This window comes from Neisseria mucosa (genome assembly GCA_003028315.1).
GTDB classification, from domain to species: Bacteria; Pseudomonadota; Gammaproteobacteria; order Burkholderiales; family Neisseriaceae; genus Neisseria; species Neisseria mucosa.
In genome coordinates this window covers 318,694-344,057 of sequence record CP028150.1, presented here as the reverse complement: position 1 = coordinate 344,057, position 25,364 = coordinate 318,694, and the positions used below count along the sequence as shown (strand labels likewise).

Below are 25,364 nucleotides of genomic sequence, written 5' to 3'. Positions count from 1 at the left end.
GTTTCCTTTCTGCCAACTTAGGGCATATTGATGATGGTTTCTCGGTTATAAAACGCCCATTTCGGGCTTAAAAGGGCTGATAGGACGGCGTTGTAATTGTCCTCTGTAATCTTTTTGGGCTTTCTTTCGTAAAAAAGCTCGGCATGCGCCTGTAAAAGGGGTTCAATGCAGATAACCCACTTTTGCAGCTTCTCGCGCCACTGGCGCGAACCTGCGGATACAAACGAAAAATTGCTGTTCGCAATCTTCCACAACTGTTTTTTGTCTATGGTGGTACGAATAAGACGGTAGCCTTTGTCTTCAGGCAGACGGCTATCAATGTGTTTGGCGATGTACTTGCCAACATATCTGGCAAGACCTTTGCTGTTGGTTTTAACGGGCAGCAGTTCGGATCGTCCGAATCCGTACTTTTCCATGTTTTCACGGAGAACTTGCCAAAGCTGACGTAGATTTTTATTTGCGCTTGTGTAGTTACGAGCTTGAATTTGTTGGAAATTCAGACCGCGGCGGATGTCTTCGCGGGTGTTGACGATAAGATGGAAGTGAATACGACCGCTTTTCATGCGCTCGTATACACAGACATAGTGTTCGAAATGCTTTTTAAGAAAGTTTGTGCGCAGGCTGTGAAAGCGGCGGCTTGCCTCTTTAACGTCTTGTACTTCGTCGGCAAATGTGAGGGTAAGGAATCCGACCTTTTCAATTCCGAAAACTTCGATGAATTGGCGTACATTCATCTCAAGGGCGGCGGCGGATTTCTTGTGTGAGGTGGAAAATTCGTTGAATTCGGGTTTTGCTGTGTTCGGCAGGTATTTTTCTATACTTGCGGGTTTTTGCTTTTCCTTGATTACATTGGTATTTTTTTCGTCAATGCAGTTGTTACTATTTAGACAAGGAAGCACGGCACGCTTCGCGGCCGCTTGCTGCTGAAACTCAATTTGTTGCTGTAAAAACATTTTAGACCCCTCTCAAATGTCGGTTAATCGAATTTGTCAAGGGGTTCTAAATGTATTTTACGCTCCCTTAACGGAAGCGAAATATATAAGGTCGTCTGAAACCCATACATTCAGTTTCAGACGACCTCAAATCACGAATCAGCGCGTACCGAAAATCTTATCGCCCGCATCGCCCAAGCCGGGGATGATGTAGCCGTTTTCGTTCAAATGGCTGTCGAGGGCGGCGGTGTAGATGGTAACGTCGGGATGCGCTTCATTGACGGCTTTGACGCCTTCGGGCGCGGCAACGAGTACCAACGCTTTGATATTTTTGCAACCTTTCGCCTTCAACAGATCAATAGTGGCCACCATAGAGCCGCCGGTCGCGAGCATGGGGTCGATAATCAGCGCGGGGCGTTCGTCCATGCTGTCCACGAATTTTTCAAAATAGGAAACGGGTTTGAGCGTTTCTTCGTCGCGCTGCAATCCGACCACGCTGATTTTGGCAGTCGGAATCAGGTCGAGCACGCCGTCGAGCATACCCAAACCGGCACGCAAAATCGGTACGACGGTCAAGGTTTTGCCCTTGATGCGGTCGCCTTCGATTTGACCGCACCAGCCGTCGATAATGTATTTTTCAATTTCAAAATCACGGCTGGCTTCGTAAGCCATCAGGCGTGCCAGCTCGGTAGTGAGGGTGCGGAATTTGTAAGTGCTGCAATCGGCCTCGCGCATGAGCGTGAGTTTGTGGCGGACAAGGGGGTGATTGATAACGGTTACGTTCATTTGGCAGGCTTCGGATTGTTTTTGAATGGGTGTGATTATACTTTTTTTTGAATATTCGGAAAAGCAGGCAGAACACGGCAAAAGGTCGTCTGAAAAATTTTTCAGACGACCTTTTGCTATATTTCATCAGGCTTTCAGCAAATCTTGCAATTCGCCGGCTTCAAACATTTCCATCAAAATATCGGAACCGCCGACAAATTCCCCGTTGACGTAAAGTTGGGGGATGGTCGGCCAATCACTGTATTCCTTAATACCTTGGCGGACGGCATCGTTTTCCAAAACATTAACGGTTACATAATCGGTGCAACCTGCGGCATTAAGAATTTGAACGGCACGGGATGAGAAACCGCATTGCGGGAACTGCTTCGTGCCTTTCATAAACAAAACAACACGGTGAGTGGTAACAACTTCTTTAATTTGGTCATGAATAGAGGTCATGGTGTGGTATTCCTTATTGACATAGTCGGTTAATCGGGAGTTGCGCCATTATACGCAAATTAATGCGATTGGTGTCGGATGTTTGAAGAAGGCTTCCGAAACTCTGACACTGTTTTTTAGACAATCCCCCAGCTTGACAGAAACTGTCTAATCAAAGATAATCCCGCAATTCATTTGCAGCCGCATCGACGGCATATTTGGCACCAAGCCGACTTGTTAGGAGGTGATGTTTACATCACGGCGCGTATCCCGCCGGTCGCAAGACACCCGAGATACAAACAACCACTTTTTTACAAACCGCCCCTTTTATCCTTATCCCTTTTGGCGGTTTGAAACCAGAATTAAATTTAAAGGAAATAAAATGCCTGCAATCCGCGTTAAAGAGAACGAACCCTTCGAAGTAGCCATGCGCCGTTTCAAACGTGCCGTAGAAAAAACCGGTCTGTTGACTGAGCTGCGTGCCCGTGAAGCTTACGAAAAACCGACTACCGAGCGCAAACGCAAAAAAGCCGCAGCCGTAAAACGCCTGCAAAAACGCCTGCGCAGCCAACAACTGCCTCCTAAAATGTACTAAACATCAATTGCAGGTCTGCCCTGTGATGCCGAAACACACCGCAAGGCTTGACCTGCGGTGTGTTTTGTTTTTCAGACGACCTGTAAGACAAAAGGTCGTCTGAAAAATAGAGAATCCCTAAGGCAGTATGTGCAATACCATCTTCCATTTTTCCTGAAAGTCATCCTATGAGCCTGAAAGCACAATTAACCGAAGACATGAAAACCGCGATGCGTGCCAAAGATCAAACTACGTTAAGCACCATCCGCCTCATCAATGCCGCCATCAAACAATTTGAAGTGGACGAGCGCACCGAAGCCGATGACGGCAAAGTGATTGCCATCATCACCAAAATGGTCAAACAGCGCAAAGACAGCGCCAACATCTACGCCGAAGCAGGCCGTCAGGACTTGGCGGACAAAGAAAATGCCGAAATCGAAATCCTGCACCGCTACCTGCCGCAAATGATGTCTGCCGAAGAAATCCGCACTGCTGTGGAAACCGTAATAGCCATGACCGGTGCTTCCGGTATGGCCGACATGGGCAAAGCCATGGGCGTATTGAAAACCCAGTTGGCAGGCAAAGCCGATATGGGCGAAGTCAACAAAATCCTCAAAGCTGCGCTGACTTCATAATTGAATGAAGTCCGACCACCTTGGGTGGATTCAAGAAAAACAAAAAGCTCGTCTGAAACCGATATTTCGGGTTTCAGACGACCTTTTTCCTTCTACTGAACTGTTTTGTTTTTTAAACCGCTTCAGCTTCTTCTGCGAGGAAACCGCGCAGTTTTTGCATGGCTTTGGCTTCGATTTGGCGGATGCGCTCGGCAGACACGCCGTATTCGGCTGCCAGTTCGTGCAGGGTCAATCCGCCATCGTCTTGCAGCCAGCGACTTTCTACGATGCGGCGGCTGCGGTCATCCAGTTGCGCCAATGCGTTTTGCAGACCTTCGGTTTGCAGGGCGTAATGGGCTTGCTTGGACAGTTGGCGGCTGGGCTCGGCATCGTGGTCGGCAAGCCAGTCGATGGGGGCGAAGCTGTCTTCGTCATCGTTGTTGTCCGCCATGATGGCGATGTCGTGTCCGGTCATGCGTTGTTCCATTTCCATGACTTCGGACAATTTGACGCCCAAATCGTCGGCGATGTCTTGCGCTTCTTTCGGAGACAAGGCATTCAGGTTTTTACGCATACTGCGCAGATTGAAGAACAGTTTGCGTTGCGGCTTGGTGGTCGCTACGCGTACCAGTCGCCAATTGCGCAGGATAAATTCGTGGATTTCGGCCTTAATCCAGTGTACGGCGAATGAAAACAGGCGCGCGCCACGGCTGGGCTCGTAGCGTTTGACCGCCTTCATCAATCCGATGTTGCCTTCTTGGATAAGGTCGGCTTGGTTCAGGCCATAGCCGTCGTAGCCTCGTGCAATGGAGACGACGACGCGCAAATGGGAAAGGATGAGTTGTTTGGCGGCGTTAAGGTCGCCTTTTTGCTGACGCTCCGCGAGTTGGCTTTCTTCTTCGGGCGTCAACATGGGAATGCTGTTGACGGTATGAATGTATTGCTCAAGGCTGCCGTTGCCGCTGTGGATGACGGGTAATGCAAAGGCGTTATTCATGAGAGTTGCTTTCCTTTATATGATGTAGAAACTATTGTTTACTTGTTGTTTGCCGTGCAGTATATCACTGCCTGTTGCCCTATCGTATGCTGTCAAATGCCTTTTTCTGTAAAAGACTGTTTGATAGGTGGATTTTCTTGCTTTTTGAAATTCGATTGATTTTGAAAATTTGACTGTTTTACTGGGAATAAGTTCAGTATATTACAAACATTCTTGTATGTAAATATTAAAGTTCAAGAAAAACGGCCTTATGAAAAGACCGCTTTTCAAACTCAATCTGCTTTTTTCCTGATTAAAAACAGTGCGATGGCAATAATTGATAATACCCCGATCAGCCACAGCGAACCGCCTGCCTTCATATAAGGGGTTTCGCCGATATAGCCTTTGATATGCCCTTCCAAGACGGCATCGGTATTGGGTTCGCTCTCGGCGATGATGCTGCCTTTGGGAGAAATAATGGCGGTTGCACCGGTATTGGTGGCACGGACCATATAGCGTCCAAGCTCCATCGCGCGGGCTTGGGATTGCTGGAGCTGTTGGTACATCGCGTTGGAATCGCCATACCACGCCATATTGCTGACGTTGGCAAGCAGCGTAGCGTTTTTGGCGGTAGCAATGAGTTCGTCGCCAAAGCCGTCTTCATAGCAGATGTTGAAGGCGACTTTTTGATCTTTCATCGTCAAGGGAGCCTGCCCCGCTCCGCCGCGACGGAAGTCGGCAAGCGGCATATTCATCAGCTTATACAACGGTTCGGTCAAAAAGGGCAGCGGTTTGTATTCGCCAAAGGGAACCAGATGATTTTTGGCGTAATACGGGAGGTCGTCTGAAATATCATCGTAGTCGCTCAAATTGATTACGGCGTTTTCGTATCCGCTGCCGTCCGCAGTGTATTGACCGATACCGACGGCCAATGCGCTGCCGTTCGTGCGCGCCTGCTCGGCAAACTGGGTCAGGATGTTTTCCGGCAAATCCTGACGCATTACAGGCAGAGCGGTTTCAGGCAGGATAACGATGTCGGCGGATGTTTTGCTGATTTGACCGTAGTATTTCTGAATGGTGGGGACGACTTGTTCTTCATTCCATTTCAGACTCTGTTCGATATTGCCCTGCACGAGCGCGACGGTACTGGTGCTGCCGTCAGGTTTGGTAAAGTCGGTTTGCTGGGCGACATAGCCGACGGTACACAACATAACAATCATACACATCGGCAGCAGGCGCTGTTTCAGACGACCCGTATTGTCAATCAGCAACACCAGCCATGCGCTGACAAATGCCGTCGCCAGCGTCACCAGATGAATACCGCCCAAAGGCGCAAAGCCGGCAAGCGGGCTTTCTTTGACGATTTGGGAATAGCCGATTGCCCCCCAGCCGAAGCCGGTCAACAGGCGTTCGCGGGCAAATTCTGCCAGCGTCCACAAAATCGGCAAAACGATGCCGACCTTAACCCAACGCGGCAGATGAAACTTCTTCCACAACCAAAAACAGGCGGCAGGATACAGCGCGAGAAACGCCGGCAGCAGGAAAGTCAGCGGAACCGCGTATAAATTAGGCAGGCCGGAAACATCGTGCAGCGCGGTATGTATCCAATAAAACTGTGCCGTATAAGCAACCAGCCCAAACAGATAGGCGGTAGAAACAGCAAAGCGCGGACGCAGTTCAATCAGTCGGATCAGCGCGCCAAACAGCAAAGGCATCAGCCAAAAATGGTAATAAGGCGCGAAAGTCAACGGCGTGACGGCGGCAATCAGGATCACCAGCGGCCAGTACAGCACAGGATGCTGCCAATATTGTTCGAGTTTGCGGAAAATGTTCATTGCAGAGAAAAGAAAATAAGAGGTCGTCTGAAAATACAGCCTCAACAAAGTTGAACCATTTTCAGACGACGTATCGGTTGTTTAGTGTTTTTGAAACAGCTTCATCAAAGGCAGCGCAACAGCGCAGGCGATGGCACCGGCAATCAGCCCGACGGCAAGGTTAGCAACATGCTCCATCAAGCCGCTGTCCCAATGTTGCGCGTGTAAGAAATCATGCAAAAAACCCAAGTTGTGGATAATCAAACCGCCGCCGACAAGGAACATGGCAAGCGTACCCACCACGCTCAAACCGCGCATGAACCAAGGCATAAAGGCAATCAAGCCCCGTCCGACCATTTGAATGCCCGTGCTTTTTTGACGCATCAGCAGCATACCGAAGTCGTCGAGTTTGACGATAACGCCGACCAAACCGTACACAAAAGCGGTCATACCGATGCCGATTGCCGTCATCACCAGCGAACGGGTCATCAGATCGTATTTTTCAACCACGCCCAAAGCAATAATAATGATCTCGGCAGACAGGATGAAATCCGTACGAATCGCGCCTTTAATCTTGGTTTTTTCGTCCAGCGTTTCGGCGTCTGCCTCCTCGTCTTCATGCGCTTCGTGGCGGTGTAAAAACTTATGCAGCAGCTTTTCCACGCCCTCGAAACACAAATAAATCCCGCCCATCATCAATAAAGGCGTAATCAGCTTCGGCAAAAAGGCAGACAGCAGCAAAGCCAGCGGCACCAAAATCAGCTTGTTCACCAAAGAACCTTTCGCCACCGCCCAAATAATTGGCAGCTCGCGTTCTGCCGACACGCCGGTAACCTGATTCGCATTGAGCGCCAAATCATCGCCGACCACGCCCGCCGTTTTCTTCGCGGCCATTTTGGTCATCAGGGCAACGTCGTCCAAGACAGCGGTAATATCGTCCAAAAGGGTGAAAAGCGAGGCAAATGCCATGATATATTTCCGAAAAGGGTCAGATTGAAGAAACCGGCTATTATAACCGAGAAAGTATGACACCGAAGGCTTTCAGACGACCTTTAATGGAAATTAACGGAATTTGGCGGGAAAGTTGAAGCATTTTCGAAGGCGACTGCGCGATATGGACAACAATTCAAATCATCACGGCTTCCATAACAGTAAAACAACCGCCCTGCCCTTTTTCAGACGACCTTTCCATGCAGAAAATCATCAGGAAATGTCATGCAGTTTCGCCCGAAACAGACAGTCAATGCTATACTTGCCAACTTATTGTCGATGAAAACCGGCTGGAAACAGCCGTTACGGAAACGAGAAATCAAGATGAGCAGAATCCAGCAAACCTTTGCCGCGCTTGACGGCGCAAAAGCCCTGATTCCCTATATTACCGTAGGCAATCCCGATCTCGATACCACGCTTGCGCTGATGCACAGTTTGGTTGAAAACGGCGCCGACATCCTGGAATTGGGCGTTCCCTTTTCCGACCCGATGGCGGACGGTCCGACCATCCAGCGCGCCGCCGAGCGTGCGTTGGCAAACAAAGTTTCCCTCAACGACGTATTGAACATCGTACGCCGCTTCCGTGAAACAAACGGCAACACGCCCGTCGTCCTGATGGGTTATCTGAACCCGATTCATAAAATGGGTTATCAGGCATTTGCCCAAGCGGCTGCCGAAGCGGGCGTGGACGGCGTGCTGACCGTTGATTCCCCTGTCGAAACCATCACCCCGCTGCACGACGAACTCAAAGCGCGCGGTATCGACTGCATCTTCCTGATTGCCCCGACCACGACCGAAGAGCGTATCCAAACCATCGCCCGCGTTGCAGGCGGCTTTGTCTATTATGTTTCGCTCAAAGGCGTTACTGGCGCGGCAAGTTTGGATACCGAAGAAGTTTCGCGTAAAATAGAGCTTTTGCGCAAGTATATCGACATCCCGATCGGTGTCGGCTTCGGTATCAGCAACGCCGAAAGCGCGCGCAAAATCGGTGCCGTTGCCGATGCCGTCATCGTCGGCAGCCGCATCGTCAAAGAAATTGAAAATAACGCAGGCCGCGAAGCAGAAGCCGTCGGCGCGTTGGTAAAAGAATTAAAAGACGCAATCCGTTAAGGCCTTTTCCGAAAACACACGCAAAGGTCGTCTGAATCCCGAATTCCAAGGAGTCATCCATGAGTTGGTTAGACAAAATCCTACCGCCCAAAATCAAAAACCGCAGTAAAAGCGAAGGCTCGTCCAACGTTCCCGAAGGCCTGTGGCACAAATGCCCTTCCTGCTCGGCAACCATCTACTCGACCGAACTTCAGCAAAACGACCAAGTTTGCCCGAAATGTAACCACCACAACCCGCTTTCCGCGCGCGAACGCCTCAATTTGCTTTTGGACGAGGAAGGTCGCGAAGAAATCGCCGCCAATATCAAACCGACCGACCCGCTGAAATTCAAAGACAGCAAAAAATATCCCGAACGCTTGGCCGCAGCGCGCAAAGCCACCGGCGAAGATGATGCGTTGGTCGTGATGAAAGGCTTTATGAACGGCCTGCCCGTCGTGATTGCCGCCTTCGAATTCCGCTTTATCGGCGGCTCTATGGGTTCCGTCGTCGGCGAACGCTTCGTTCAAGGCGTACGCCGCGCCGTAGCCGACAACTGCTCTTTCATCTGCGTTGCCGCATCGGGCGGTGCGCGTATGCAGGAAGGTGTCAACTCATTGATGCAGATGACCAAAACCAGCGCGGCATTGCATCTTCTGACTGAAAAACGCCTGCCGTTCATCTCCGTCCTGACCGACCCGACCATGGGCGGCGTATCCGCCAGCTTCGCCTTCCTCGGCGATGTCGTGCTTGCCGAACCCAACGCCCTTATCGGCTTTGCCGGCCCTCGCGTTATTGAACAAACCGTCCGCGAAACTTTGCCCGAAGGCTTCCAACGCGCAGAGTTCCTGCTGGAAAAAGGCGCTATCGACCAAATCGTCGACCGCCGCAGCATGAAACAGCGCATCAGCGACCTGATTACCCTGCTGCGCCGCGAAGACAAAGTCAACGCTGCTTAAACCGGGGAGGTTTGAGCTAAACAAAGGTCGTCTGAAAACTGATTTTTCGGTTTTCAGACGATCTCTTTATTTAGATAGCCCTCATTCAATACATATGTTTATTTCAACTAATAATCAATCCAAACCAAGACATCTAGAAGCAGGCAAAAGCATATAATCACTTTGTTTTCTATTTCTATTTGTAATGAAATCAGACCCATATCCATATACTTATAAAGTATTACATACCCTCCAAATCTGGTTTTAAGATTTGTAAATTTGACATAGGTCAAATTATTGCAAATAATGGATTCATATAATGTTAATGTTTAGAGTATCGAATAATCGGGAACAGCCATGTCCTGCCTAAAAACGAAACACACATCAGGCATCTTGAATACGATGCTGGCGATGTTTGCCGTATTTGTCCTATTGTTTTCGACACTGCCCGCTTACGCCGAGCGTTTGCCTGACTTCCTGTCAAAAGTCCAGCCTTCGGAAATTTTTCCGGGTGCAGACCGTTATGGCAAGCCTGAAGGCAAGCCTATGGTTGCCCGTGTTTATAAGGGCAACGAGCAGTTGGGCTTGGTGTATATCACGACGGACGTGGTCAATACACGCGGCTATTCGAGCAAACCGATTGATACGATGATGGCTTTGGCCAACGACGGAACGATCGCCGGTGCGAAGCTGGTCGATCACCATGAGCCGATTATGCTTATTGGTATCCCGCAGTCGCGTGTGGATAAATTCATCAATAAGTATATCGGTTTGAATTTTATTAAAAATCCGCCTACTCCGGGTGTTGCACCCGGGGACATCATCAGCGGCGCGACCGTTACGCTGATGGTGATTAACGACAGCATCCAGCGTTCGTTCAAAGTTGTTGCCGGCAAATATGGTTTGGGCACTGACAAAACCGTTCAGACGACCTCCGCCAATGCTGCGGATACGCAACAGGCTGCCGCACCTGCGGCTCAAACCCGACCTCGCCGCGCTGTCAACCCTGACAAACAGGACATCCAATCTTGGAATGCGCTGCTGGAACAAAAAGCCATCGGTCATCTGCACATTACTGTTGACGAAATCAACAAGCTGTTTGAAAAAGGCGGCAAAGCAGGTGTTGCCGAACACGCCGAACAAGGCGCAGGCGACGATACCTTTATCGATTTGTACACTGCCGTAGTCAGCCAGCCTTCCATCGGCAAAAGCCTGTTGGGCGAGGAAGGTTGGAAAAACCTGCAAAACCGTCTGCAACCGGGTCAACAAGCTGTCTTGGTTGCCGGTGAAGGCCGTTATTCTTGGAAAGGTTCGGGCTATGTCCGCGGCGGTATTTTCGACCGTATCGAGATGATTCAAGGCGAAAACAGCTTCCGCTTTACTGACGCGCAACACGAACGCTTGGTTGATTTGGCAGCCGAAGGCGCGCCCCACTTTAAAGAAGTATCTTGGTTTACGATTCCCGAAGGTGTGGAATTCGATGCTGCCGAACCTTGGCGTTTGCAGTTGATGGTTCAACGCGTACTGAGCGTAAACGACAAAGCGTTCGTAACCGCCGATTTGGATTACGAGCTGCCTCAAGGTTACTATGTCGATGACCCGAAAGCACCGCCTGTCGAAATCAGCGCGCCAGTCGAACCGGCAGCCGCTCCTGCCGCCGACCAAGCCTCAGACACCAAAGGCATAGCCGAAGAAGCCTCTGAAGCCTCTTCAAACGACGGTGCATCCAACCAACTCTGGAAACAGGTGTGGAAAGCGAAACAGGGACAAATCGCCGTAGTCGGCATCGCCTTGACCATCCTGCTTTTGGTCTTCCTGTTCCAAGACTGGATTGTCCGCTATGAGAAATGGTACGACCGCTTCCGCCTGGTATTCCTGACATTTACCCTGTTCTATATCGGTTGGTACGCTCAGGCGCAACTGTCGGTCGTCAATACGCTGACACTGTTCTCCGCCATCCTGACCGAATTCCGTTGGGACTTCTTCCTGATGGATCCGATTGTGTTCATCCTGTGGCTGTTTACCGCCGCAACCATGCTGCTGTGGAACCGCGGTACATTCTGCGGCTGGCTCTGCCCCTTCGGTTCGCTGCAAGAGTTGACCAACCGTATCGCCAAAAAATTGGGCGTGAAACAGATTACCGTGCCGCACCTGCTGCACACGCGCCTGACTGCGATTAAATACGTCATTTTCTTCGCATTGTTGGCAATTTCCCTGTACGATTTGGGCACGGCGGAAAAATTCGCAGAGGTAGAACCCTTTAAAACGGCGATTATTTTGAAATTCGTCCGCGAATGGTGGTTTGTCGCGTTTGCCGTTACCCTTTTGGTTGCCGGCCTGTTTATCGAACGCTTCTTCTGCCGCTATCTGTGCCCATTGGGCGCGGGCATCGCCCTACCCGGCCGCTTCCGCGTATTCGACTGGCTTCGCCGCTACAAAATGTGCGGCAACCCTTGCCAAATCTGTACGCACGAATGCCCCGTTCAGGCGATTGCACCGGAAGGCGACATCCATCCGAACGAATGTATCCAGTGCCTGCACTGCCAAGTCATGTATCACCATGACACACGTTGCCCGCAAGTTGTGGCAACCAACAAGAAAAAACAAAAACAGGCGGCGGCAAAAGCCGACCCCGAAACCGCATCTGCAAAACAGCAGCCTGGGGAGCAGGTTGTGCAGTTTGTGAAAAAAGAAACCGCCCCTAAAGCCGGCGAATAATCTGAAACCCTAAAGAAATACCGGGTCAACCGTACCCACACTTATAAACATAAATACGTTTTTTCAATCGGCAGGTCGTCTGAAAACGCCGGCTGCCGAATTTTATCCAAGGAGTGTTGTATGTCAGACGAAAAATTAGAACAAAACGGCTTAAGCCGTCGTTCATTCTTAGGTACTGCCGCCGTTTCAGGCGCAGGTATTGCCGGCGCCGGTCTGTTGGGTTTGGCGGGCTGTTCCAAAGAGGGTGGCGATAAAGCCGCCGCTTCAGGTGCTGCGCCTGCCGCCAAAACCGAGTCTCATGCCTCTGCCGAACCGGGCAAACAGACTTCCGAAGTCGGTCCGGGCGAACTCGACCAATACTACGGCTTCCTCTCCGGCGGCCAATCGGGCGAAATGCGCTTGATCGGCGTACCTTCCATGCGCGAACTGATGCGTATCCCCGTGTTCAACATGGACAGCGCGACCGGTTGGGGCCGTACCAACGAGAGCCTGCGTATTTTGAATGAAAAAAATACACCGGAAACCAACCAGTTCCTGAAAGACAGCGGCCTGCGCTGCTACCCTAACGGCGACTTGCACCACCCTCACTTGTCGTTTACCGACCAAACTTACGACGGCCGCTACGCGTATGCCAACGACAAAGCAAACAACCGCGTTTGCCGCGTCCGCCTGGACTTCATGAAAACCGACAAAATCACCGAAATCCCTAACGTTTCCGGTGTACACGGTCTGCGTCCGCAACGTTATCCGAAAACCGGCTATGTCTTTGCCAACGGCGAACACATCGTACCGGTAAGTGGCGTGGGTACTTGGAACGACGCCAAAACTTGGAATGCCGTTTATACCGCCATTGACGGCGAAACCATGGACATCGCATGGCAAGTATTGGTGGACGGCAACTTGGACAACGGCGATGCCGACTACCAAGGCAAATACTCCTTCTCCACCTGCTACAACTCCGAACGCGCCCTGACCGTACAAGGTGCTTCTTCCAACGAGCAAGACTGGTGCGTAGTCTTCAATCTTGCCGCCATCGAAGAAGGCATCAAAAAAGGCGACTTCAAAGAAGTCAACGGCGTGAAAATGCTGGACGGCCGCGCAGAAGCCAATTCCCCTTACACCCGCTACATCCCCGTGCCGAACTCTCCGCACGGCTGTAACGCTTCCCCTGACGGCAAATACATCATGCTCAACGGTAAACTGTCTCCGACCGTTACCGTATTGGACGTCAGCAAACTGGACGATTTGTTCGCCGGCAAAATCAAAGAGCGCGACGTGGTTGTCGCCGAACCCCAACTGGGTCTCGGTCCTTTACACACCGCGTTTGACGGCCGCGGCAACGCCTACACTACGCTGTTTATCGACAGCCAAATGGTCAAATGGAACATCGACGACGCCATCAAAGCCTACAAAGGCGAAAAAGTGGATCCGATCAAACAGAAACTCGACGTTCACTACCAACCCGGCCACAACCATACGACCATGGGCGAAACCAAGGAAGCCGACGGCAAATGGCTGGTATCTTTGAACAAATTCTCCAAAGACCGCTTCCTCAACGCCGGCCCGCTGAAACCGGAATGCGACCAGTTGATCGACATTTCCGGCGACGAAATGCGCCTGGTACACGACAACCCGACCTTTGCCGAACCGCATGACCTGTGTCTGGTTGCCGCTTCCAAAGTCAATCCGAAAAAAACCTGGGACCGCAAAGACCCATGGTTCTGGCAAGATGCTGTGGAACAGGCGAAAAAAGACGGTGTCGAGCTGGAAAAAGCCGCCAAAGTCATCCGCGAGGGCAACAAAGTCCGCGTATACATGACTGCCGTTGCGCCTGCGTACAGCATCCCGCAATTCGAAGTCAACCAAGGCGACGAAGTAACCGTATATGTGACCAACGTCGAAACCATCGAAGACTTGACCCACGGCTTCACTTTGGAAGGCTACGGCATCGCCATGGAAATCGGCCCGCAAGCTACCCAATCGGTAACCTTCAAAGCCGTCCGTCCGGGCGTACACTGGTACTACTGCCAATGGTTCTGCCACGCCCTGCACATGGAAATGTCCGGTCAAATGATCGTTAAACCCCGATAATCGGGTTTGACGGTTTATCACTGACTTAACGGAAAGGTCGTCTGAAAAAACTTTCAGGTCTTAGCGAAACCCGCTGCCCTCGTTTTCAGACGACCTTTTATAGCAGAACCGTTTGGACGCAACAGACTGTTCCGCTATAAAACAAAAACACGGCCCTCACAGGCAGGCATCACCGTGCCGACGCACACCGCACGAATCAGAGGAACTCCATGCACACACCCCAATTCAAAACATGGCGACGCGCTGTCCTGACATTTATGTTCGGCGGCATGATTCAGACGACCTTTGCAGCCACCATCGACGTTTCCCCTACCGACAACCTCCCCGAAGTCATCGCGCGCGCGCAGGCAGGCGATACGCTCAAGCTCGCCTCCGGCACTTACAAAACCAAACTGCTTATCGACAAACCCATCACCATCGAAGGCCCTGCCGACCGGTCCGCCAAAATCGAAGGCGACCGCACCGGCCGCACCATTGCCGTCATCGCCCCCGACGTTACCCTGCGCAACCTCACCGTCACCCGTTCCGGCATGAGCCTGCCCGCCATGGACGCCGGCATCTACCTCGAAGAAACCGCCCCCCGCGCCTTAATCGAACACAACAACATCCTCGACAACTCCGTCGGCGTGTATATCCACGGTTCTGCCGAATCCATGGTGCGCGAGAACAAAATCGTCGGCGACTCCACCCTGCGCGTCAACGAACGCGGCAACGGCGTAACCGTCTGGAACGCCCCCGGCGCGCAAGTCGTCAGTAACGACATTTCCAAAGGCCGCGACGGCATTTTCTCCAACACCAGCAAAAACAACACCTATAAAAACAACCGCTTCAGCGACCTGCGTTTCGCCGTCCACTACATGTACACCAACGACAGCGAAGTCAGCGGCAACATTTCCGTCGGCAACAACATGGGCTACGTTTTGATGTTCTCCGACCGTCTCAACGTGTACGGCAACATCGCCGTCGGCAGCCGCGACCAAGGCATCATGCTCAACTACGTCAACTATTCCGACATCCACGACAACATCATCAACAAAGCCGGCAAATGCGTTTTCGCCTACAACGCCAACTACAACAAAATCGTCGCCAACCATTTTGAAAACTGCCAAATCGGCATCCACTTCACCGCCGCCATCGAAGGCACCACCCTTTCCGACAACGCCTTCATCAACAACGAAAGCCAAGTCAAATACGTCAGCACACGTTTTCTTGACTGGGGCGAAGGCGGGCGCGGCAACTACTGGAGCGACAACAGCGCGTTCGACCTCGACGGCGACGGCTTCGGCGACAGCGCGTACCGTCCCAACGGCATCATCGACCAAATCATCTGGCGCGCGCCTGTTTCCCGCCTCCTGATGAACAGCCCCGCCATCAGCATCGTCAAATGGGCGCAATCGCAGTTCCCCGCCATCCTCCCCGGCGGCGTGATCGACAGCAAACCGCTGATGAAGGCAGGCAGCAACAAAACCACCACCAAATACGAAGCCATGAAAGAACAACTGTTGCAAGAAGCCAAAACCCATCAGTCCGAATGGAGCGATGCCGAAAACGGCTCATTGAACTAAGTGGAACCGGCAAACACGTCCCCAACGTCGTCTGAAAACTCTTCAGACGACCTTGAAACCCCGCCGTAGCAAGGGTTTGCCCCTCATTGCCGTACCAACGGGCATCCGCCGCAAATACCGTGCAACCCTCAACGCAGGTAACAGTCAAAAACGCCAATCCATCACCAACGTCGTCTGAAACCCCCTTTTCAGACGACCCCATACAAAGAACGCCCTTTTCAGACGACCCTCAACGTCGTCTGAAACCCAATCCACACAAGGAAGCACTCATGAGCGCACACCATGTCGAATTGAGAAACGTAACCAAACGCTTCGGCGCACAAAAAGCCGTCAACCAAGTCGATTTAGTCTTGAAGGCAGGCGAAAGTGTCGGTCTTGCCGGACACAACGGCGCAGGCAAATCCACGCTCATCAAATTGATACTCGGGCTGATTACCCCCACCGAAGGCGAAGTCATGCTGCTGGGCGAGCGCACCGGCAGCAAAGCAGGCGCGCAGTTACGCAGCCAAATCGGCTACCTGCCCGAAACCGTCGCGCTACACCCTTCTCTCAGCGGCATCGAAACCCTCAATTTCTACGCAAAACTCAAAAAACAGCCGCTTACCAAAAACCATGAACTCCTCGAGCGCGTCGGCATTTCCCAAGCCGCCCGCCGCCGCGTCGGCACCTACTCCAAAGGTATGCGCCAACGCCTCGCCCTCGCCCAAGCCTTGCTCGGAGAACCCAAAGTATTGCTGTTTGACGAACCCACCACAGGCCTCGACCCCGCCTCGCGCCAAATGTTTTACGAAGTCGTGCGCGAACTCAACGGACGCGGCGCCACCGTCCTCCTCAGCACCCACGCCCTCGCCGAACTCGACGGCCACGCCGACCGCATCGTCGTCATGAAAAACGGCGTCAAAGTCGCCGACGGCAGCATGGACGAGCTGCACGTCCAAAGCGGACTCCCCCTCACCGTCAACATCCGCCTCAAATCCCCGCGTCCGTTAAGCGAACGCTGGCAGCCGCTTTCAGACGACCTCAGTTATCAGGCGCAATGTCAGGCTGAAGAACGCATGGCATTACTCAGCGAACTGGGCAACCTGTCCGACCTCGCCTACCTCGACATCCACACACCCACACTCGACGACATGTACGCACAATTCTTAAAAAGGGAGGACGTATGAACCCCGTTTGGATTATCACCGGAAAAGAAGTCCGCGACAGCCTGCGCAACCGCTGGGTACTCGCCGCCTCCGTCCTGCTCGCCGCCCTCGCCCTCTCATTGGGCTTCCTCGGCAGCTCGCCCACAGGCTCGGTTAAAGTCGATCCGCTGACCGTAACCGTCGTCAGCCTCTCCAGCCTGTCCATCTTCCTGATTCCGCTCATCGCCATGCTCCTCTCCTACGATTCCCTTATCGGCGAAATCGAACGCGGCACCATGGCGCTGCTGTTGAGCTACCCCGTTTCCCGCAACCAAATCCTTGCCGGAAAATTCATCGGACACCTCATCATCCTCGCCCTCGCCACCACCGCAGGCTACGGAATCGCGGGCATCACGCTCCAACTCGCCAACGGCAGCTTCGACATCGCCGCGTGGAAACCCTTTGCCCTGCTGATTGCCGCCAGCGTTATCTTGGGCGCCGCATTCCTGTCCATGGGCTACCTCATCAGCGCGAAAGTGAAAGAACGCGGCACCGCCGCCGGTATCGCCATTGGCGTTTGGCTGTTTTTCGTCGTCATCTTCGACATGGCGCTTTTGGGTATCCTCGTCGCCGATACCCAGCAAACAATTACCGCACCCGTCGTCGAAACCGTCCTCCTTTTCAACCCCACCGACATCTACCGCCTGCTCAACCTGACCGGTTACGAGAACACCGCCATGTACGCAGGCATGGCAGGTTTGAGCGAACAAATCAGCCTGACCATGCCCGTATTGCTGACCGCGCAGATATTATGGGTTATTATTCCCCTTATCTTGGCAGCAAGAATTTTTGGAAAGCGACAAATATGAAAAAGATTTTACCTGCGCTCCTCGCCGCCCTGCTCCTGAGTGCCTGTCCCAAAGAGGATGACACCCCGCCGCCTGAGCCTCAGCAAATCAGCGACCGCGCCGTGGGGCACTATTGCAGCATGAACCTGACCGAACACAACGGCCCCAAAGCCCAAATCTACCTCAACGGCAAACCCGACCGCCCCGTCTGGTTCTCCACCATCAAACAGATGTTCGGCTACACCAAGCTGCCCGAAGAGCCTAAAGGCATCCACGTCATCTACGTTACCGACATGGGCAAAGTCAAAGACTGGAGCAAACCCAATGCTGATACCGCATGGATAGACGGCAAAAAAGCCTACTACGTCATCGAAAGCGGCTTCATCGGCGGCATGGGTGCGGAAGACGCCCTCCCCTTCGCCGACAAAGCCCAAGCAGAGAAATTTGCCAAAGAAAAAGGCGGCCGCGTCGTCAGCTTCGACGAAATGCCCGATTCCTACATCTTCAAATAATCCCTTCTCATCAAAAAGGTCGTCTGAAAACCTTTGAACTGGCCCCCAAATCTTGGACACTCATAAAAGCCTATTCAGGCGCTCTGTGCAAGCTGGGTTCTGTATGCGACAGGACTCAGCTTTTTCAATTTCAAACTGCAACGCTCCCGGTTGTAGTAATCCATATAGTCATCTATCTGCTTCATCAATTCGTCCACCGTCAATTCACCTGCGTTATAGAAACACTCCGTCTTCAACACCGCAAAGAAGCTTTCCATCGGCGCATTGTCCCAGCAGTTCGCCTTACGCGACATGCTTTGAACCATGGAATGCTCCGCAAGCAATTCCCTATACCCCGCCGTACGGTACAGCACACCTTGGTCCGAATGAAGCATCGTTCCTTTAGCAGTCAGACGGGGGCGGCTTTTTCGAGCATTTCCTTCACCATTTCGCTGTCGGCTCTGCGGCTCATGGCGTAGGCGACGATCTCGCGGTTGAACAAGTCCAAGATTGGCGAGAGGTACAGTTTGCCGTCCTTCCCTTTGAGTTCGGTAACGTCGGTCAGCCATTTTTCGTTGGGCTTTCGGGCTTTGAACCGGCGTTTGAGGAGGTTTTCCGATATTTCGCCCATAGCGGGATGGCGGTAGGCTTTTTTCGCCCGTATGAGGGCTTTCAGTTCCAACTGCTTCATCAACCGCGCCGCTTTTTTGCGGTTCCAACCCAATGCTGCGGCAATGCGCCTTTGCCCGTAGCGTTCTTTATGCCGCCGGTAGGTTTCGACGAGGAGGGCTTTGTCGGCTGCGTCGGGGTCGGGTCGGTCTTGGTGGTGGTAGTAAAAGCTGCTTTTGGGCAGGTTTGCGATGTGCAGCAGGTATTTGAGCGGGTGTTGCGCCCTCAGTGTTTGGACGGTTTGGCTTTGTCCTTTTCGGTCTGCTTTTGGCTGAGGGCTTTTAACTCCTTTAGGTAGGCGACCTCTGCGCCCATATAGCACAACTCTTCGATAAGCTCTGCCTGTGTTTTTTCTTGGTCGGGTTTATCTGCGATGAAGGGGTTTTTTCGATGTTGGGGTATGGTTTTGGATTGGGGATGTTCGAGTGCGCCGATACCGCCTTCTTGATAGGCGCGTATCCATCGTCTCAGGTGGGTTCGGGAAATGCCGTAGTGGTCTGCGGTACGCTGCTGGCTGCGTATGTGCAGGTAGTGGAGTACGGCTTGGTATTTGAAGTGTAATGTATATTTGCTCATAAAAAAACTGCACCTTATGAGTTGGAGGGGATGTCCAACTTTTGGGGTGCAGTTCACCTTATCCATCAGGTTTTCAGACGACCTTTTCGTATCTGCCGTATCAAAAGACAAGAAAAACAGATTAAGTTGAAAAGCCTAACAATGTTTTGAAATTAAGAGATTTCATTTAGATACAACTTTAACCCGCGATTACTTTATTGACGGACACCGGGGGCATTTTTGAATATATTTTCGGGGTATTTCAGAAACCCCAAATTATACCCATGAAAACGGTTGATTCAATTAGGTAGGAATAGACGGGATTATATGATTTACAGATACCGAAACCGTCTGAAAACCCTGTCCATTTTGGTTTTAGTTTACGGTGTTAGACTGCGATAGACAAAAAAATAACCGCTGATAAGCGGTTTATTGTCCAACAGGGATAGCAAGGGAGCAGCAAAGGACGTGCCCAATGCCAAGCATAGGCGGCTGTTTCCCGCTGCGTATCGGGCGATACTTTGCTGCCAATCGGTAAGCTCTCAGTTTGGTCGGTATGCCGCCGCTTGGCTAGTGTCGCCGTTGTAGATGACGGTGTGGGTTTTGCCGTCTGCCGTGATGGTTTCGCCGCTGGGCAAACTGTCGCTCTACTACGTCGCTGTTAAAACCGTTTTCATTCAATACGTCTGTGGCTAGACTTCTGAAACCGTGGGGCGTTGCTACGCCCTTATAGCCCATTCTGCCCATCAAGTAAGATAGGGTGTTTTCACTCAATATGCTCGTCAGGGTCTTTTACCAATGGGAACAGATAACGGCTATGTCCTGTCAGTTCCTTCAGTTCTGCCAAAAGTTCAAGCGTCCAATCGGCAAGGGGGAGACGATATGCGGGGCTTTCATCTTCATCTTGGCGGCGGGTATGCTCCACTCTGTCCCGTCTAAATCAAATTCCGACCATTCCGCCGCCCTAAGCTCTTTATTTCTGACGAGGGTCAGCATGATTAACTGCATGGCTATTTTTGTTTGCTGTTTGGCTTGTTTCAACATCAAACGGCGGTAAAACTCGATCAGTTCCGATTGCGGCAAGGCGGGCTGATGTTTCTGCTTTGGGGCTTTGATTAAACCTCCCAATGGAACAGCGGGATTGTTTTCCGCCCGTTCCGTCCGTATCGCATAAGTGAAAACAGACTTGATACGCCGCAATATCCGCCCGCCGTTTCAAGTGCTCCCCTTGCCGCCACCGCTTCAATCACTTCTTTTACCTGACTGACTTTGATTTCACTGATAGACAAGCTGCCCAGCGTGGGGAAAACGTCCTTTCCCAAACTGTCCCATACACGGGCGGCGTGATTGCCTGTCAATCCCGTTTCACGGTGTTTGTGCCATTCGGCGGCAATGTTCCGAAAGGTATTACTGACAGCGGCTTGGCGGGCTTCTACCAGTGATACGGTCGGATATTTGCCGATTGAAAGCGTTTTACGTTTGCCGTTATACGAAAAATCAAACCGCCATAACTTCCCGCCGCCCGTATTGATATACAGATACAAGCCCTTCCCGTCATTGAGCTTGAACGGTTTTTCGGCGGGTTTGGCGTTTTTGATTTGGCGGTCGTTCAGCTTCATTTTTACGGTATTTTTTCGAGGTATTTTTTTCGAGGTATTTTTCAGATACCGCAAAAGATACCGTAAATTTTAGGTTACTTCAATTAGGCAGAAATAGGCAGGATTATATGATGCAAAGATACCGAAACCAGCGGAAAGCCTTATCTTTCTTGGCTTTGGTTTACGGTGTTAGGCTGCGACAGGCAAAAAAATAACCGCTGATAAGCGGTTTATTGTGGTGCCCAGGGTCGGACTCGAACCGACACACCTTGCGGCGGGGGATTTTGAGTCCCCTGCGTCTACCAATTTCGCCACCTGGGCTGGTGAAGAAGTCGCTATTATAGCGGCGTATTCGGGCTTGTAAAGCAAAATCTTGCCTTGTTTGCAGATATATTGCTTATATTTTTGATTTTTAAAAACATTAAATTTATTTTATTTTGTTCCTGACGCATTCTACTCTTTCCACTTATATCAAACATCATTCATTTTCAGCCGAAAAACGGCATAAACCGCTATATTAAATGTTGCAAACGCGCTAAGATGGCAGCGTTCGTTTCATTTTTTATTTTCAGACGACGTTCACACACCATATTTGCATTGGAGAATTTTTATGATGCCTACTGCAATCCGTACCGCTATTTTGGGCGCATTCGCCCTTACCGCACTTACTGCCTGCAAACCTGAAGCCAAAACGCCGGAGCAAAATCCTGCACCAGCTTCAGCTGCTTCTTCAACAGCGTCCGCCCCAGCCGCAACGCCTGCTTCTTCTCCTGAAACGACCTCGCTTAATGCTGCTGCCGCTCCCAAACCGCAAGGTCCGGGAACGGATATGCGTAAAGAGGACATCGGCGGCGATTTCACGCTGACCGACGGCGACGGCAAGCCGTTCAGCTTAAGCGACCTGAAAGGCAAAGTCGTGATCCTGTCCTTCGGTTATACGCACTGCCCCGACGTTTGTCCGACCGAATTGCTGACTTACAGCGACACATTGAAACAATTGGGCGATCAGGCGAAAGATGTGAAAGTGGTATTTGCCAGCATCGACCCCGAGCGCGACACGCCTGAAGTCATCAGCAAATACGTCAAGCAGTTCAATCCTGAATTTATCGGTCTGACTGCGACAGGCGACCAAAGCCTGCCGGTCATCAAACAGCAATACCGCGTGGTTTCCGCCAAAGTGGTTCAGAAGGAAGACAGTGAAAACTATTTGGTTGACCACTCTTCCGGCGCGTATCTGATCGACAAAAACGGCGAAGTGGCGATTTTCTCGCCTTACGGCAGCGAACCGGCAACCATTGCCGCCGACATCAAAAAACTGCTTTGATCCACATGAGGTCGTCTGAATGCCGGTCGCGGTTTTCAGACGACCTTTTTCCCATCTGAAACATATAGTGGATTAACTAAATCAGGACAAGGCGACGAAGCCGCAGACAGTACAGACAGTACGGAACCGATTCACTTGGTGCTTCAGCACCTTAGAGAATCGTTCTCTTTGAGCTAAGGCGAGGCAACGCCGTACTGGTTTAAAGTTAACCCACTATACAATGGAGAAAGTCAGACCGCCTGCTTGATACAGGTTCGAAGTCTGACGGCACACAACAACAATGACTGAAAACACGCTGACCATCGCCCTGTCCAAAGGGCGCATCTTTGAAGAAACGCTGCCGCTTTTGGCGGCGGCGGGCATCATTCCTGCCGAAGCGCCCGAAAAATCGCGCAAGCTGATTATCGGCACCAACCATGAAAACATCCGCCTCGTCATCGTCCGCGCCACCGATGTACCGACTTACGTCCAATACGGCGCGGCAGACTTCGGCATCGCGGGCAAAGACGTTTTAATCGAACACGGCGGCAGCGGGCTTTATCAGCCGCTGGATTTGCACATCGCCGAATGCCGCATGATGGTCGCCGTCCGCAAGGGTTTCGACTACGCCGCCGCCTCGCAGCCCGGCAGCCGCCTGCGCATCGCGACGAAATACCCCAACATCGCCGCCGAGCATTTCGCCGGCAAAGGCGTACACGTCGACATCATCAAACTCTACGGCTCAATGGAGCTTGCACCGCTGGTCGGTTTGAGCGACGCCATCGTCGATTTGGTCTCCACCGGCAACACGCTTAAGGCAAACGGCTTGGAAGCGGTCGAACACGTTGTCGATATTTCCAGCCGTCTGGTGGTCAACAAAGCCACATTGAAAACGAAACACGCGCTGCTGGAGCCGATTATTCAGGCGTTCGGCAGCGCAGCGAAGGCGGGGTGAGCGTTCATTTGAATGAAGATGCGTTTTCAGACGACCCTAGCCGTTTCCGCCGACAGGTCGTCTGAAAATATCACCGGCAGTAAACTGTATAGGAGGATTTAAAATGGCTGCAAAAATAAAAAAATTTTCAGATTCAACCCTTTCCGTATTAAATAACGGCGAGCGTCGGTTTTACGTCTATTGCCTGACCGACCTGAAAAAAGACAAAATCCTCTACATCGGCAAAGGCTGCGACAACCGCATCTTCGAGCATGAACAAGCCGCCCGTTCGCAAGACGGCGACATTGACGTGCCGGCACGCAAAGCCATCGCCAAATGTAAGAAACTCGGCCGCCATATCATCAGCTATCATCTGACTGAAGTCGAAGCGCTAGCCGCTGAATCTGCCCTGATTCATTTCGTCAAATCCGTTGTCGGCAAAAAATTCAAAAACCAATCTGCCGGATGCGGCGCAGGCGGCATCAGCGCGGAAGAACTCGACAGCCGCTTCAAATTCACGCCCTGCCCGCTTGACGACCTAAATCCCGACGGACTGGTTCTTGCCGTCAAAATCCAAGACGCTTTGGACTTGGATACCGACGAAGAAGCCGACTACCGCTTCGACAACCAAGACGATGCCAACCTCAAATCGCGTACGTTGGGCAACTGGGTTATCGGCAAAGATGCCGCGTCAAAAGTGAAATACGTTATCGGCATTCACACCGCGCTGCAAAACGCTGTTGTCAGCGCGTATGAGGTGGACGGTTTCGAAACGCTTGAAGAAACCAAAAACGGCAGAAAACAAACCCGTTACCGTTTCCATACCACCTCTCGTAGCGAAGAGGTATTAGCCAAACTCGGCCTGCAACAAAAATGCCTGCCCGAATTGAAGTTTGGTAGCGGGGGAGAAAAAGCGTATATCAGACCCAAAACCGAGACTGAACAAAAAAATATTCAGACGACCCCAAGTCCAAAAATATCAAAGGAGAATCCCAAATCATGAAAAAACTCAACACCCAATCGCCCGATTTCCAAGCCGAGCTCAAAGCCCTGCTGGCTTTTGAAACCGCTCAGAATCCCGAAATCGACCACATCGTCGCCGACATCTGCGCCGACGTGCAGAAGCGCGGCGATGCGGCGCTCATTGAATACACCAACCGCTTCGACGGCACATCCGCCCAAACCATAGCCGACCTCATTCTCACTCAAGACGATTTGCAGGCCGCGTTTGAGCGTTTGCAGCCCGAAATTCAGACGGCCTTGAAAACTGCTGCCGAACGGGTCGAAAGCTACCACCAACGCCAAAAAATGGAATCTTGGACGTACGAAGACGAAGACGGCACGCGGTTGGGACAACAGATTACACCGCTCGACCGCGTCGGCATTTACGTTCCCGGCGGCAAAGCGGCGTATCCGAGTTCCGTCATCATGAACGCCATGCCCGCCCATGTCGCAGGTGTGAAAGAAATCATCATGGTCGTCCCCACGCCCAAAGGCGAACGCAACGACATCGTGCTTGCCGCCGCCTTCGTTGCGGGCGTTACTAAAGTCTTCACCGTCGGCGGCGCGCAGGCGGTTGCCGCCCTCGCCTACGGCACCGAGTCCGTACCGCAGGTCGATAAAATCACCGGCCCGGGCAACGCCTTCGTCGCCGCCGCCAAACGCCGCGTGTTCGGCGTCGTCGGTATCGACATGGTGGCGGGGCCGTCTGAAATCCTCGTCATCGCCGACGGCACCACGCCCGCCGACTGGGTGGCGATGGATTTGTTCAGCCAAGCCGAACACGACGAAATCGCCCAAGCCATCCTTATCGGCACGTCGCAGCCCTATCTCGACGAAGTTCAAGCCGCCATGAACCGCCTCATAGCAACCATGCCCCGCCGCGACATCATCGAAGCCTCGCTCGGCAACAGGGGCGCGATGATACTCGCCAAAGACTTGGACGAAGCCTGCGAAATCGCCAACTACATTTCCCCCGAACACTTGGAATTGTCGGTAGAAAACCCGCAGCAATGGGCGAAAAAAATCCGCCACGCCGGCGCGATTTTCATGGGACGCTACACCAGCGAAAGCCTCGGCGACTACTGCGCCGGCCCCAACCACGTCCTGCCCACCAGCCGTACCGCCCGCTTCTCCTCGCCGCTGGGCACTTACGACTTCCAAAAACGCTCCAGCCTGATCCAAGTCTCCGAACAAGGCGCGCAGAAACTGGGCAAAACCGCCAGCGTGTTGGCACACGGCGAAAGCCTGACCGCCCACGCGCGCTCAGCGGAATTCAGGTTGAAAGACTGATTCGGGCGAACCCGCCATCCATCAAAAAGCAAAGGTCCTTGGATTCGGA

Annotated in this window: 22 protein-coding genes, 1 tRNA gene and 5 pseudogenes; 15 read left to right on the top strand and 13 right to left on the bottom strand. The window is 52.1% G+C overall.

Going from position 1 to position 25,364, the window contains the following annotated elements:
• Positions 1–17: 17 nt before the first annotated feature.
• The 3 genes from NM96_01745 to grxD all read right to left on the bottom strand — a co-directional run bounded on the left by NM96_01745 (position 18) and on the right by grxD (position 2,156).
• A complete protein-coding gene (locus NM96_01745; GenBank protein ID AVR78244.1) occupies positions 18–953 on the bottom strand; it encodes a phasyl DNA replicon protein arp in 936 nt (311 codons plus the stop codon).
• Positions 954–1,091: 138 nt separating this feature from the next.
• Positions 1,092–1,718, bottom strand: coding sequence for a uracil phosphoribosyltransferase (gene upp, locus NM96_01740; GenBank protein AVR80234.1), 627 nt, complete (start codon positions 1,716–1,718; stop codon positions 1,092–1,094).
• A gap of 126 nt (positions 1,719–1,844) precedes the next feature.
• Positions 1,845–2,156, bottom strand: a complete 312-nt coding sequence (grxD, locus tag NM96_01735) for a Grx4 family monothiol glutaredoxin (GenBank protein ID AVR78243.1) — start codon at positions 2,154–2,156, stop codon at positions 1,845–1,847.
• Between the two features lie 361 nt (positions 2,157–2,517).
• Between grxD and NM96_01730 the strand changes: the two genes are divergently transcribed.
• Positions 2,518–2,730, top strand: a complete 213-nt coding sequence (locus NM96_01730; protein ID AVR78242.1) for a 30S ribosomal protein S21 — start codon at positions 2,518–2,520, stop codon at positions 2,728–2,730.
• Positions 2,731–2,897: 167 nt separating this feature from the next.
• On the top strand, positions 2,898–3,344 hold the full coding sequence (locus NM96_01725; GenBank protein ID AVR78241.1) for a GatB/YqeY domain-containing protein: 447 nt from the start codon (positions 2,898–2,900) through the stop codon (positions 3,342–3,344).
• Positions 3,345–3,456: 112 nt separating this feature from the next.
• Here the strand turns inward: NM96_01725 and rpoH are convergent, their stop codons facing one another.
• From rpoH to NM96_01710, 3 genes are all read right to left on the bottom strand, one after another.
• Positions 3,457–4,320: an RNA polymerase sigma factor RpoH gene (rpoH, locus tag NM96_01720; protein ID AVR78240.1), complete on the bottom strand. Its 864-nt coding sequence runs from the start codon at positions 4,318–4,320 to the stop codon at positions 3,457–3,459.
• A gap of 272 nt (positions 4,321–4,592) precedes the next feature.
• Positions 4,593–6,134, bottom strand: a complete 1,542-nt coding sequence (locus NM96_01715; protein AVR78239.1) for an apolipoprotein N-acyltransferase — start codon at positions 6,132–6,134, stop codon at positions 4,593–4,595.
• A gap of 81 nt (positions 6,135–6,215) precedes the next feature.
• On the bottom strand, positions 6,216–7,082 hold the full coding sequence (locus NM96_01710) for a DUF808 domain-containing protein (GenBank protein AVR78238.1): 867 nt from the start codon (positions 7,080–7,082) through the stop codon (positions 6,216–6,218).
• A gap of 345 nt (positions 7,083–7,427) precedes the next feature.
• Here NM96_01710 and NM96_01705 point away from each other — a divergent pair, with 345 nt between their 5' ends.
• The 8 genes from NM96_01705 to NM96_01670 all read left to right on the top strand — a co-directional run bounded on the left by NM96_01705 (position 7,428) and on the right by NM96_01670 (position 17,985).
• A complete protein-coding gene (locus NM96_01705) occupies positions 7,428–8,213 on the top strand; it encodes a tryptophan synthase subunit alpha (GenBank protein ID AVR78237.1) in 786 nt (261 codons plus the stop codon).
• Positions 8,214–8,272: 59 nt separating this feature from the next.
• Positions 8,273–9,148: an acetyl-CoA carboxylase carboxyltransferase subunit beta gene (locus tag NM96_01700; protein AVR78236.1), complete on the top strand. Its 876-nt coding sequence runs from the start codon at positions 8,273–8,275 to the stop codon at positions 9,146–9,148.
• 423 nt (positions 9,149–9,571) lie between these two features.
• Positions 9,572–11,845 carry a regulatory protein NosR gene (locus NM96_01695; GenBank protein ID AVR80233.1) on the top strand — a complete coding sequence of 758 codons (2,274 nt, stop codon included), beginning with the start codon at positions 9,572–9,574 and terminating at the stop codon, positions 11,843–11,845.
• A 120-nt stretch (positions 11,846–11,965) separates the two neighbouring features.
• Positions 11,966–13,936 (top strand): TAT-dependent nitrous-oxide reductase, encoded by a 1,971-nt coding sequence (gene nosZ, locus NM96_01690; protein ID AVR78235.1) that lies wholly within the window; start codon positions 11,966–11,968, stop codon positions 13,934–13,936.
• 209 nt (positions 13,937–14,145) lie between these two features.
• The gene (locus NM96_01685; GenBank protein ID AVR78234.1) at positions 14,146–15,501 is read left to right on the top strand and encodes a nitrous oxide reductase family maturation protein NosD; all 1,356 of its coding nucleotides are present in this window, start codon (positions 14,146–14,148) and stop codon (positions 15,499–15,501) included.
• Between the two features lie 269 nt (positions 15,502–15,770).
• Entirely contained in the window at positions 15,771–16,667 is an 897-nt protein-coding gene (locus NM96_01680; GenBank protein ID AVR78233.1) for an ABC transporter ATP-binding protein, read from the top strand.
• Entirely contained in the window at positions 16,664–17,494 is an 831-nt protein-coding gene (locus tag NM96_01675; GenBank protein AVR78232.1) for a hypothetical protein, read from the top strand. The genes NM96_01680 and NM96_01675 overlap by 4 nt, the downstream gene beginning before the upstream one ends.
• Entirely contained in the window at positions 17,491–17,985 is a 495-nt protein-coding gene (locus NM96_01670; protein ID AVR78231.1) for a copper-binding protein, read from the top strand. The genes NM96_01675 and NM96_01670 overlap by 4 nt, the downstream gene beginning before the upstream one ends.
• A 74-nt stretch (positions 17,986–18,059) precedes the next feature.
• On the opposite strand, the gene NM96_01665 is transcribed toward NM96_01670, so the two are convergent.
• The 6 genes and pseudogenes from NM96_01665 to NM96_01640 form a co-directional block, all read right to left on the bottom strand.
• A complete protein-coding gene (locus tag NM96_01665; GenBank protein AVR78230.1) occupies positions 18,060–18,359 on the bottom strand; it encodes an IS3 family transposase in 300 nt (99 codons plus the stop codon).
• A gap of 14 nt (positions 18,360–18,373) precedes the next feature.
• Positions 18,374–18,688, bottom strand: coding sequence for a hypothetical protein (locus tag NM96_01660; protein AVR78229.1), 315 nt, complete (start codon positions 18,686–18,688; stop codon positions 18,374–18,376).
• Positions 18,689–18,858: 170 nt separating this feature from the next.
• Positions 18,859–19,261: pseudogene (locus NM96_01655) on the bottom strand (transposase).
• A gap of 364 nt (positions 19,262–19,625) precedes the next feature.
• A pseudogene (locus NM96_01650) lies at positions 19,626–19,826 on the bottom strand (helicase).
• A gap of 1 nt (position 19,827) precedes the next feature.
• Positions 19,828–20,807 (bottom strand): annotated as a pseudogene (locus tag NM96_01645) (integrase).
• 215 nt (positions 20,808–21,022) lie between these two features.
• Positions 21,023–21,107: transfer RNA gene (locus tag NM96_01640), tRNA-Leu, on the bottom strand.
• A 57-nt stretch (positions 21,108–21,164) separates the two neighbouring features.
• On the opposite strand from NM96_01640, the pseudogene NM96_01635 reads away from it, so the two are divergent.
• Both NM96_01635 and NM96_01630 read left to right on the top strand, forming a co-directional pair.
• Positions 21,165–21,400 (top strand): annotated as a pseudogene (locus NM96_01635) (hypothetical protein).
• Positions 21,391–22,110 (top strand): SCO family protein, encoded by a 720-nt coding sequence (locus NM96_01630; protein AVR80232.1) that lies wholly within the window; start codon positions 21,391–21,393, stop codon positions 22,108–22,110. The pseudogene NM96_01635 and the gene NM96_01630 overlap by 10 nt, the downstream one beginning before the upstream one ends.
• A 79-nt stretch (positions 22,111–22,189) precedes the next feature.
• Here the strand turns inward: NM96_01630 and NM96_01625 are convergent.
• Positions 22,190–22,297: pseudogene (locus NM96_01625) on the bottom strand (IS5/IS1182 family transposase).
• 93 nt (positions 22,298–22,390) lie between these two features.
• Between NM96_01625 and NM96_01620 the strand changes: the two are divergent.
• The 3 genes from NM96_01620 to hisD all read left to right on the top strand — a co-directional run bounded on the left by NM96_01620 (position 22,391) and on the right by hisD (position 25,315).
• Positions 22,391–23,044 (top strand): ATP phosphoribosyltransferase, encoded by a 654-nt coding sequence (locus NM96_01620; protein AVR78228.1) that lies wholly within the window; start codon positions 22,391–22,393, stop codon positions 23,042–23,044.
• A gap of 103 nt (positions 23,045–23,147) precedes the next feature.
• Complete coding sequence (locus NM96_01615) at positions 23,148–24,026, top strand: endonuclease (protein ID AVR78227.1); 879 nt, start codon at positions 23,148–23,150, stop codon at positions 24,024–24,026.
• A complete protein-coding gene (gene hisD, locus NM96_01610) occupies positions 24,023–25,315 on the top strand; it encodes a histidinol dehydrogenase (protein AVR78226.1) in 1,293 nt (430 codons plus the stop codon). The genes NM96_01615 and hisD overlap by 4 nt, the downstream gene beginning before the upstream one ends.
• Positions 25,316–25,364: the final 49 nt, after the last annotated feature.

Coding starts and splice junctions, on each gene's coding strand:
- NM96_01745 (AVR78244.1), bottom strand. CDS start 953: ATGTTTTTACAGCAACAAATTGAGTTTCAGCAGCAAGCGGCCGCGAAG.
- upp (AVR80234.1), bottom strand. CDS start 1,718: ATGAACGTAACCGTTATCAATCACCCCCTTGTCCGCCACAAACTCACG.
- grxD (AVR78243.1), bottom strand. CDS start 2,156: ATGACCTCTATTCATGACCAAATTAAAGAAGTTGTTACCACTCACCGT.
- NM96_01730 (AVR78242.1), top strand. CDS start 2,518: ATGCCTGCAATCCGCGTTAAAGAGAACGAACCCTTCGAAGTAGCCATG.
- NM96_01725 (AVR78241.1), top strand. CDS start 2,898: ATGAGCCTGAAAGCACAATTAACCGAAGACATGAAAACCGCGATGCGT.
- rpoH (AVR78240.1), bottom strand. CDS start 4,320: ATGAATAACGCCTTTGCATTACCCGTCATCCACAGCGGCAACGGCAGC.
- NM96_01715 (AVR78239.1), bottom strand. CDS start 6,134: ATGAACATTTTCCGCAAACTCGAACAATATTGGCAGCATCCTGTGCTG.
- NM96_01710 (AVR78238.1), bottom strand. CDS start 7,082: ATGGCATTTGCCTCGCTTTTCACCCTTTTGGACGATATTACCGCTGTC.
- NM96_01705 (AVR78237.1), top strand. CDS start 7,428: ATGAGCAGAATCCAGCAAACCTTTGCCGCGCTTGACGGCGCAAAAGCC.
- NM96_01700 (AVR78236.1), top strand. CDS start 8,273: ATGAGTTGGTTAGACAAAATCCTACCGCCCAAAATCAAAAACCGCAGT.
- nosZ (AVR78235.1), top strand. CDS start 11,966: ATGTCAGACGAAAAATTAGAACAAAACGGCTTAAGCCGTCGTTCATTC.
- NM96_01685 (AVR78234.1), top strand. CDS start 14,146: ATGCACACACCCCAATTCAAAACATGGCGACGCGCTGTCCTGACATTT.
- NM96_01680 (AVR78233.1), top strand. CDS start 15,771: ATGAGCGCACACCATGTCGAATTGAGAAACGTAACCAAACGCTTCGGC.
- NM96_01675 (AVR78232.1), top strand. CDS start 16,664: ATGAACCCCGTTTGGATTATCACCGGAAAAGAAGTCCGCGACAGCCTG.
- NM96_01670 (AVR78231.1), top strand. CDS start 17,491: ATGAAAAAGATTTTACCTGCGCTCCTCGCCGCCCTGCTCCTGAGTGCC.
- NM96_01665 (AVR78230.1), bottom strand. CDS start 18,359: ATGCTTCATTCGGACCAAGGTGTGCTGTACCGTACGGCGGGGTATAGG.
- NM96_01620 (AVR78228.1), top strand. CDS start 22,391: ATGACTGAAAACACGCTGACCATCGCCCTGTCCAAAGGGCGCATCTTT.
- NM96_01615 (AVR78227.1), top strand. CDS start 23,148: ATGGCTGCAAAAATAAAAAAATTTTCAGATTCAACCCTTTCCGTATTA.
- hisD (AVR78226.1), top strand. CDS start 24,023: ATGAAAAAACTCAACACCCAATCGCCCGATTTCCAAGCCGAGCTCAAA.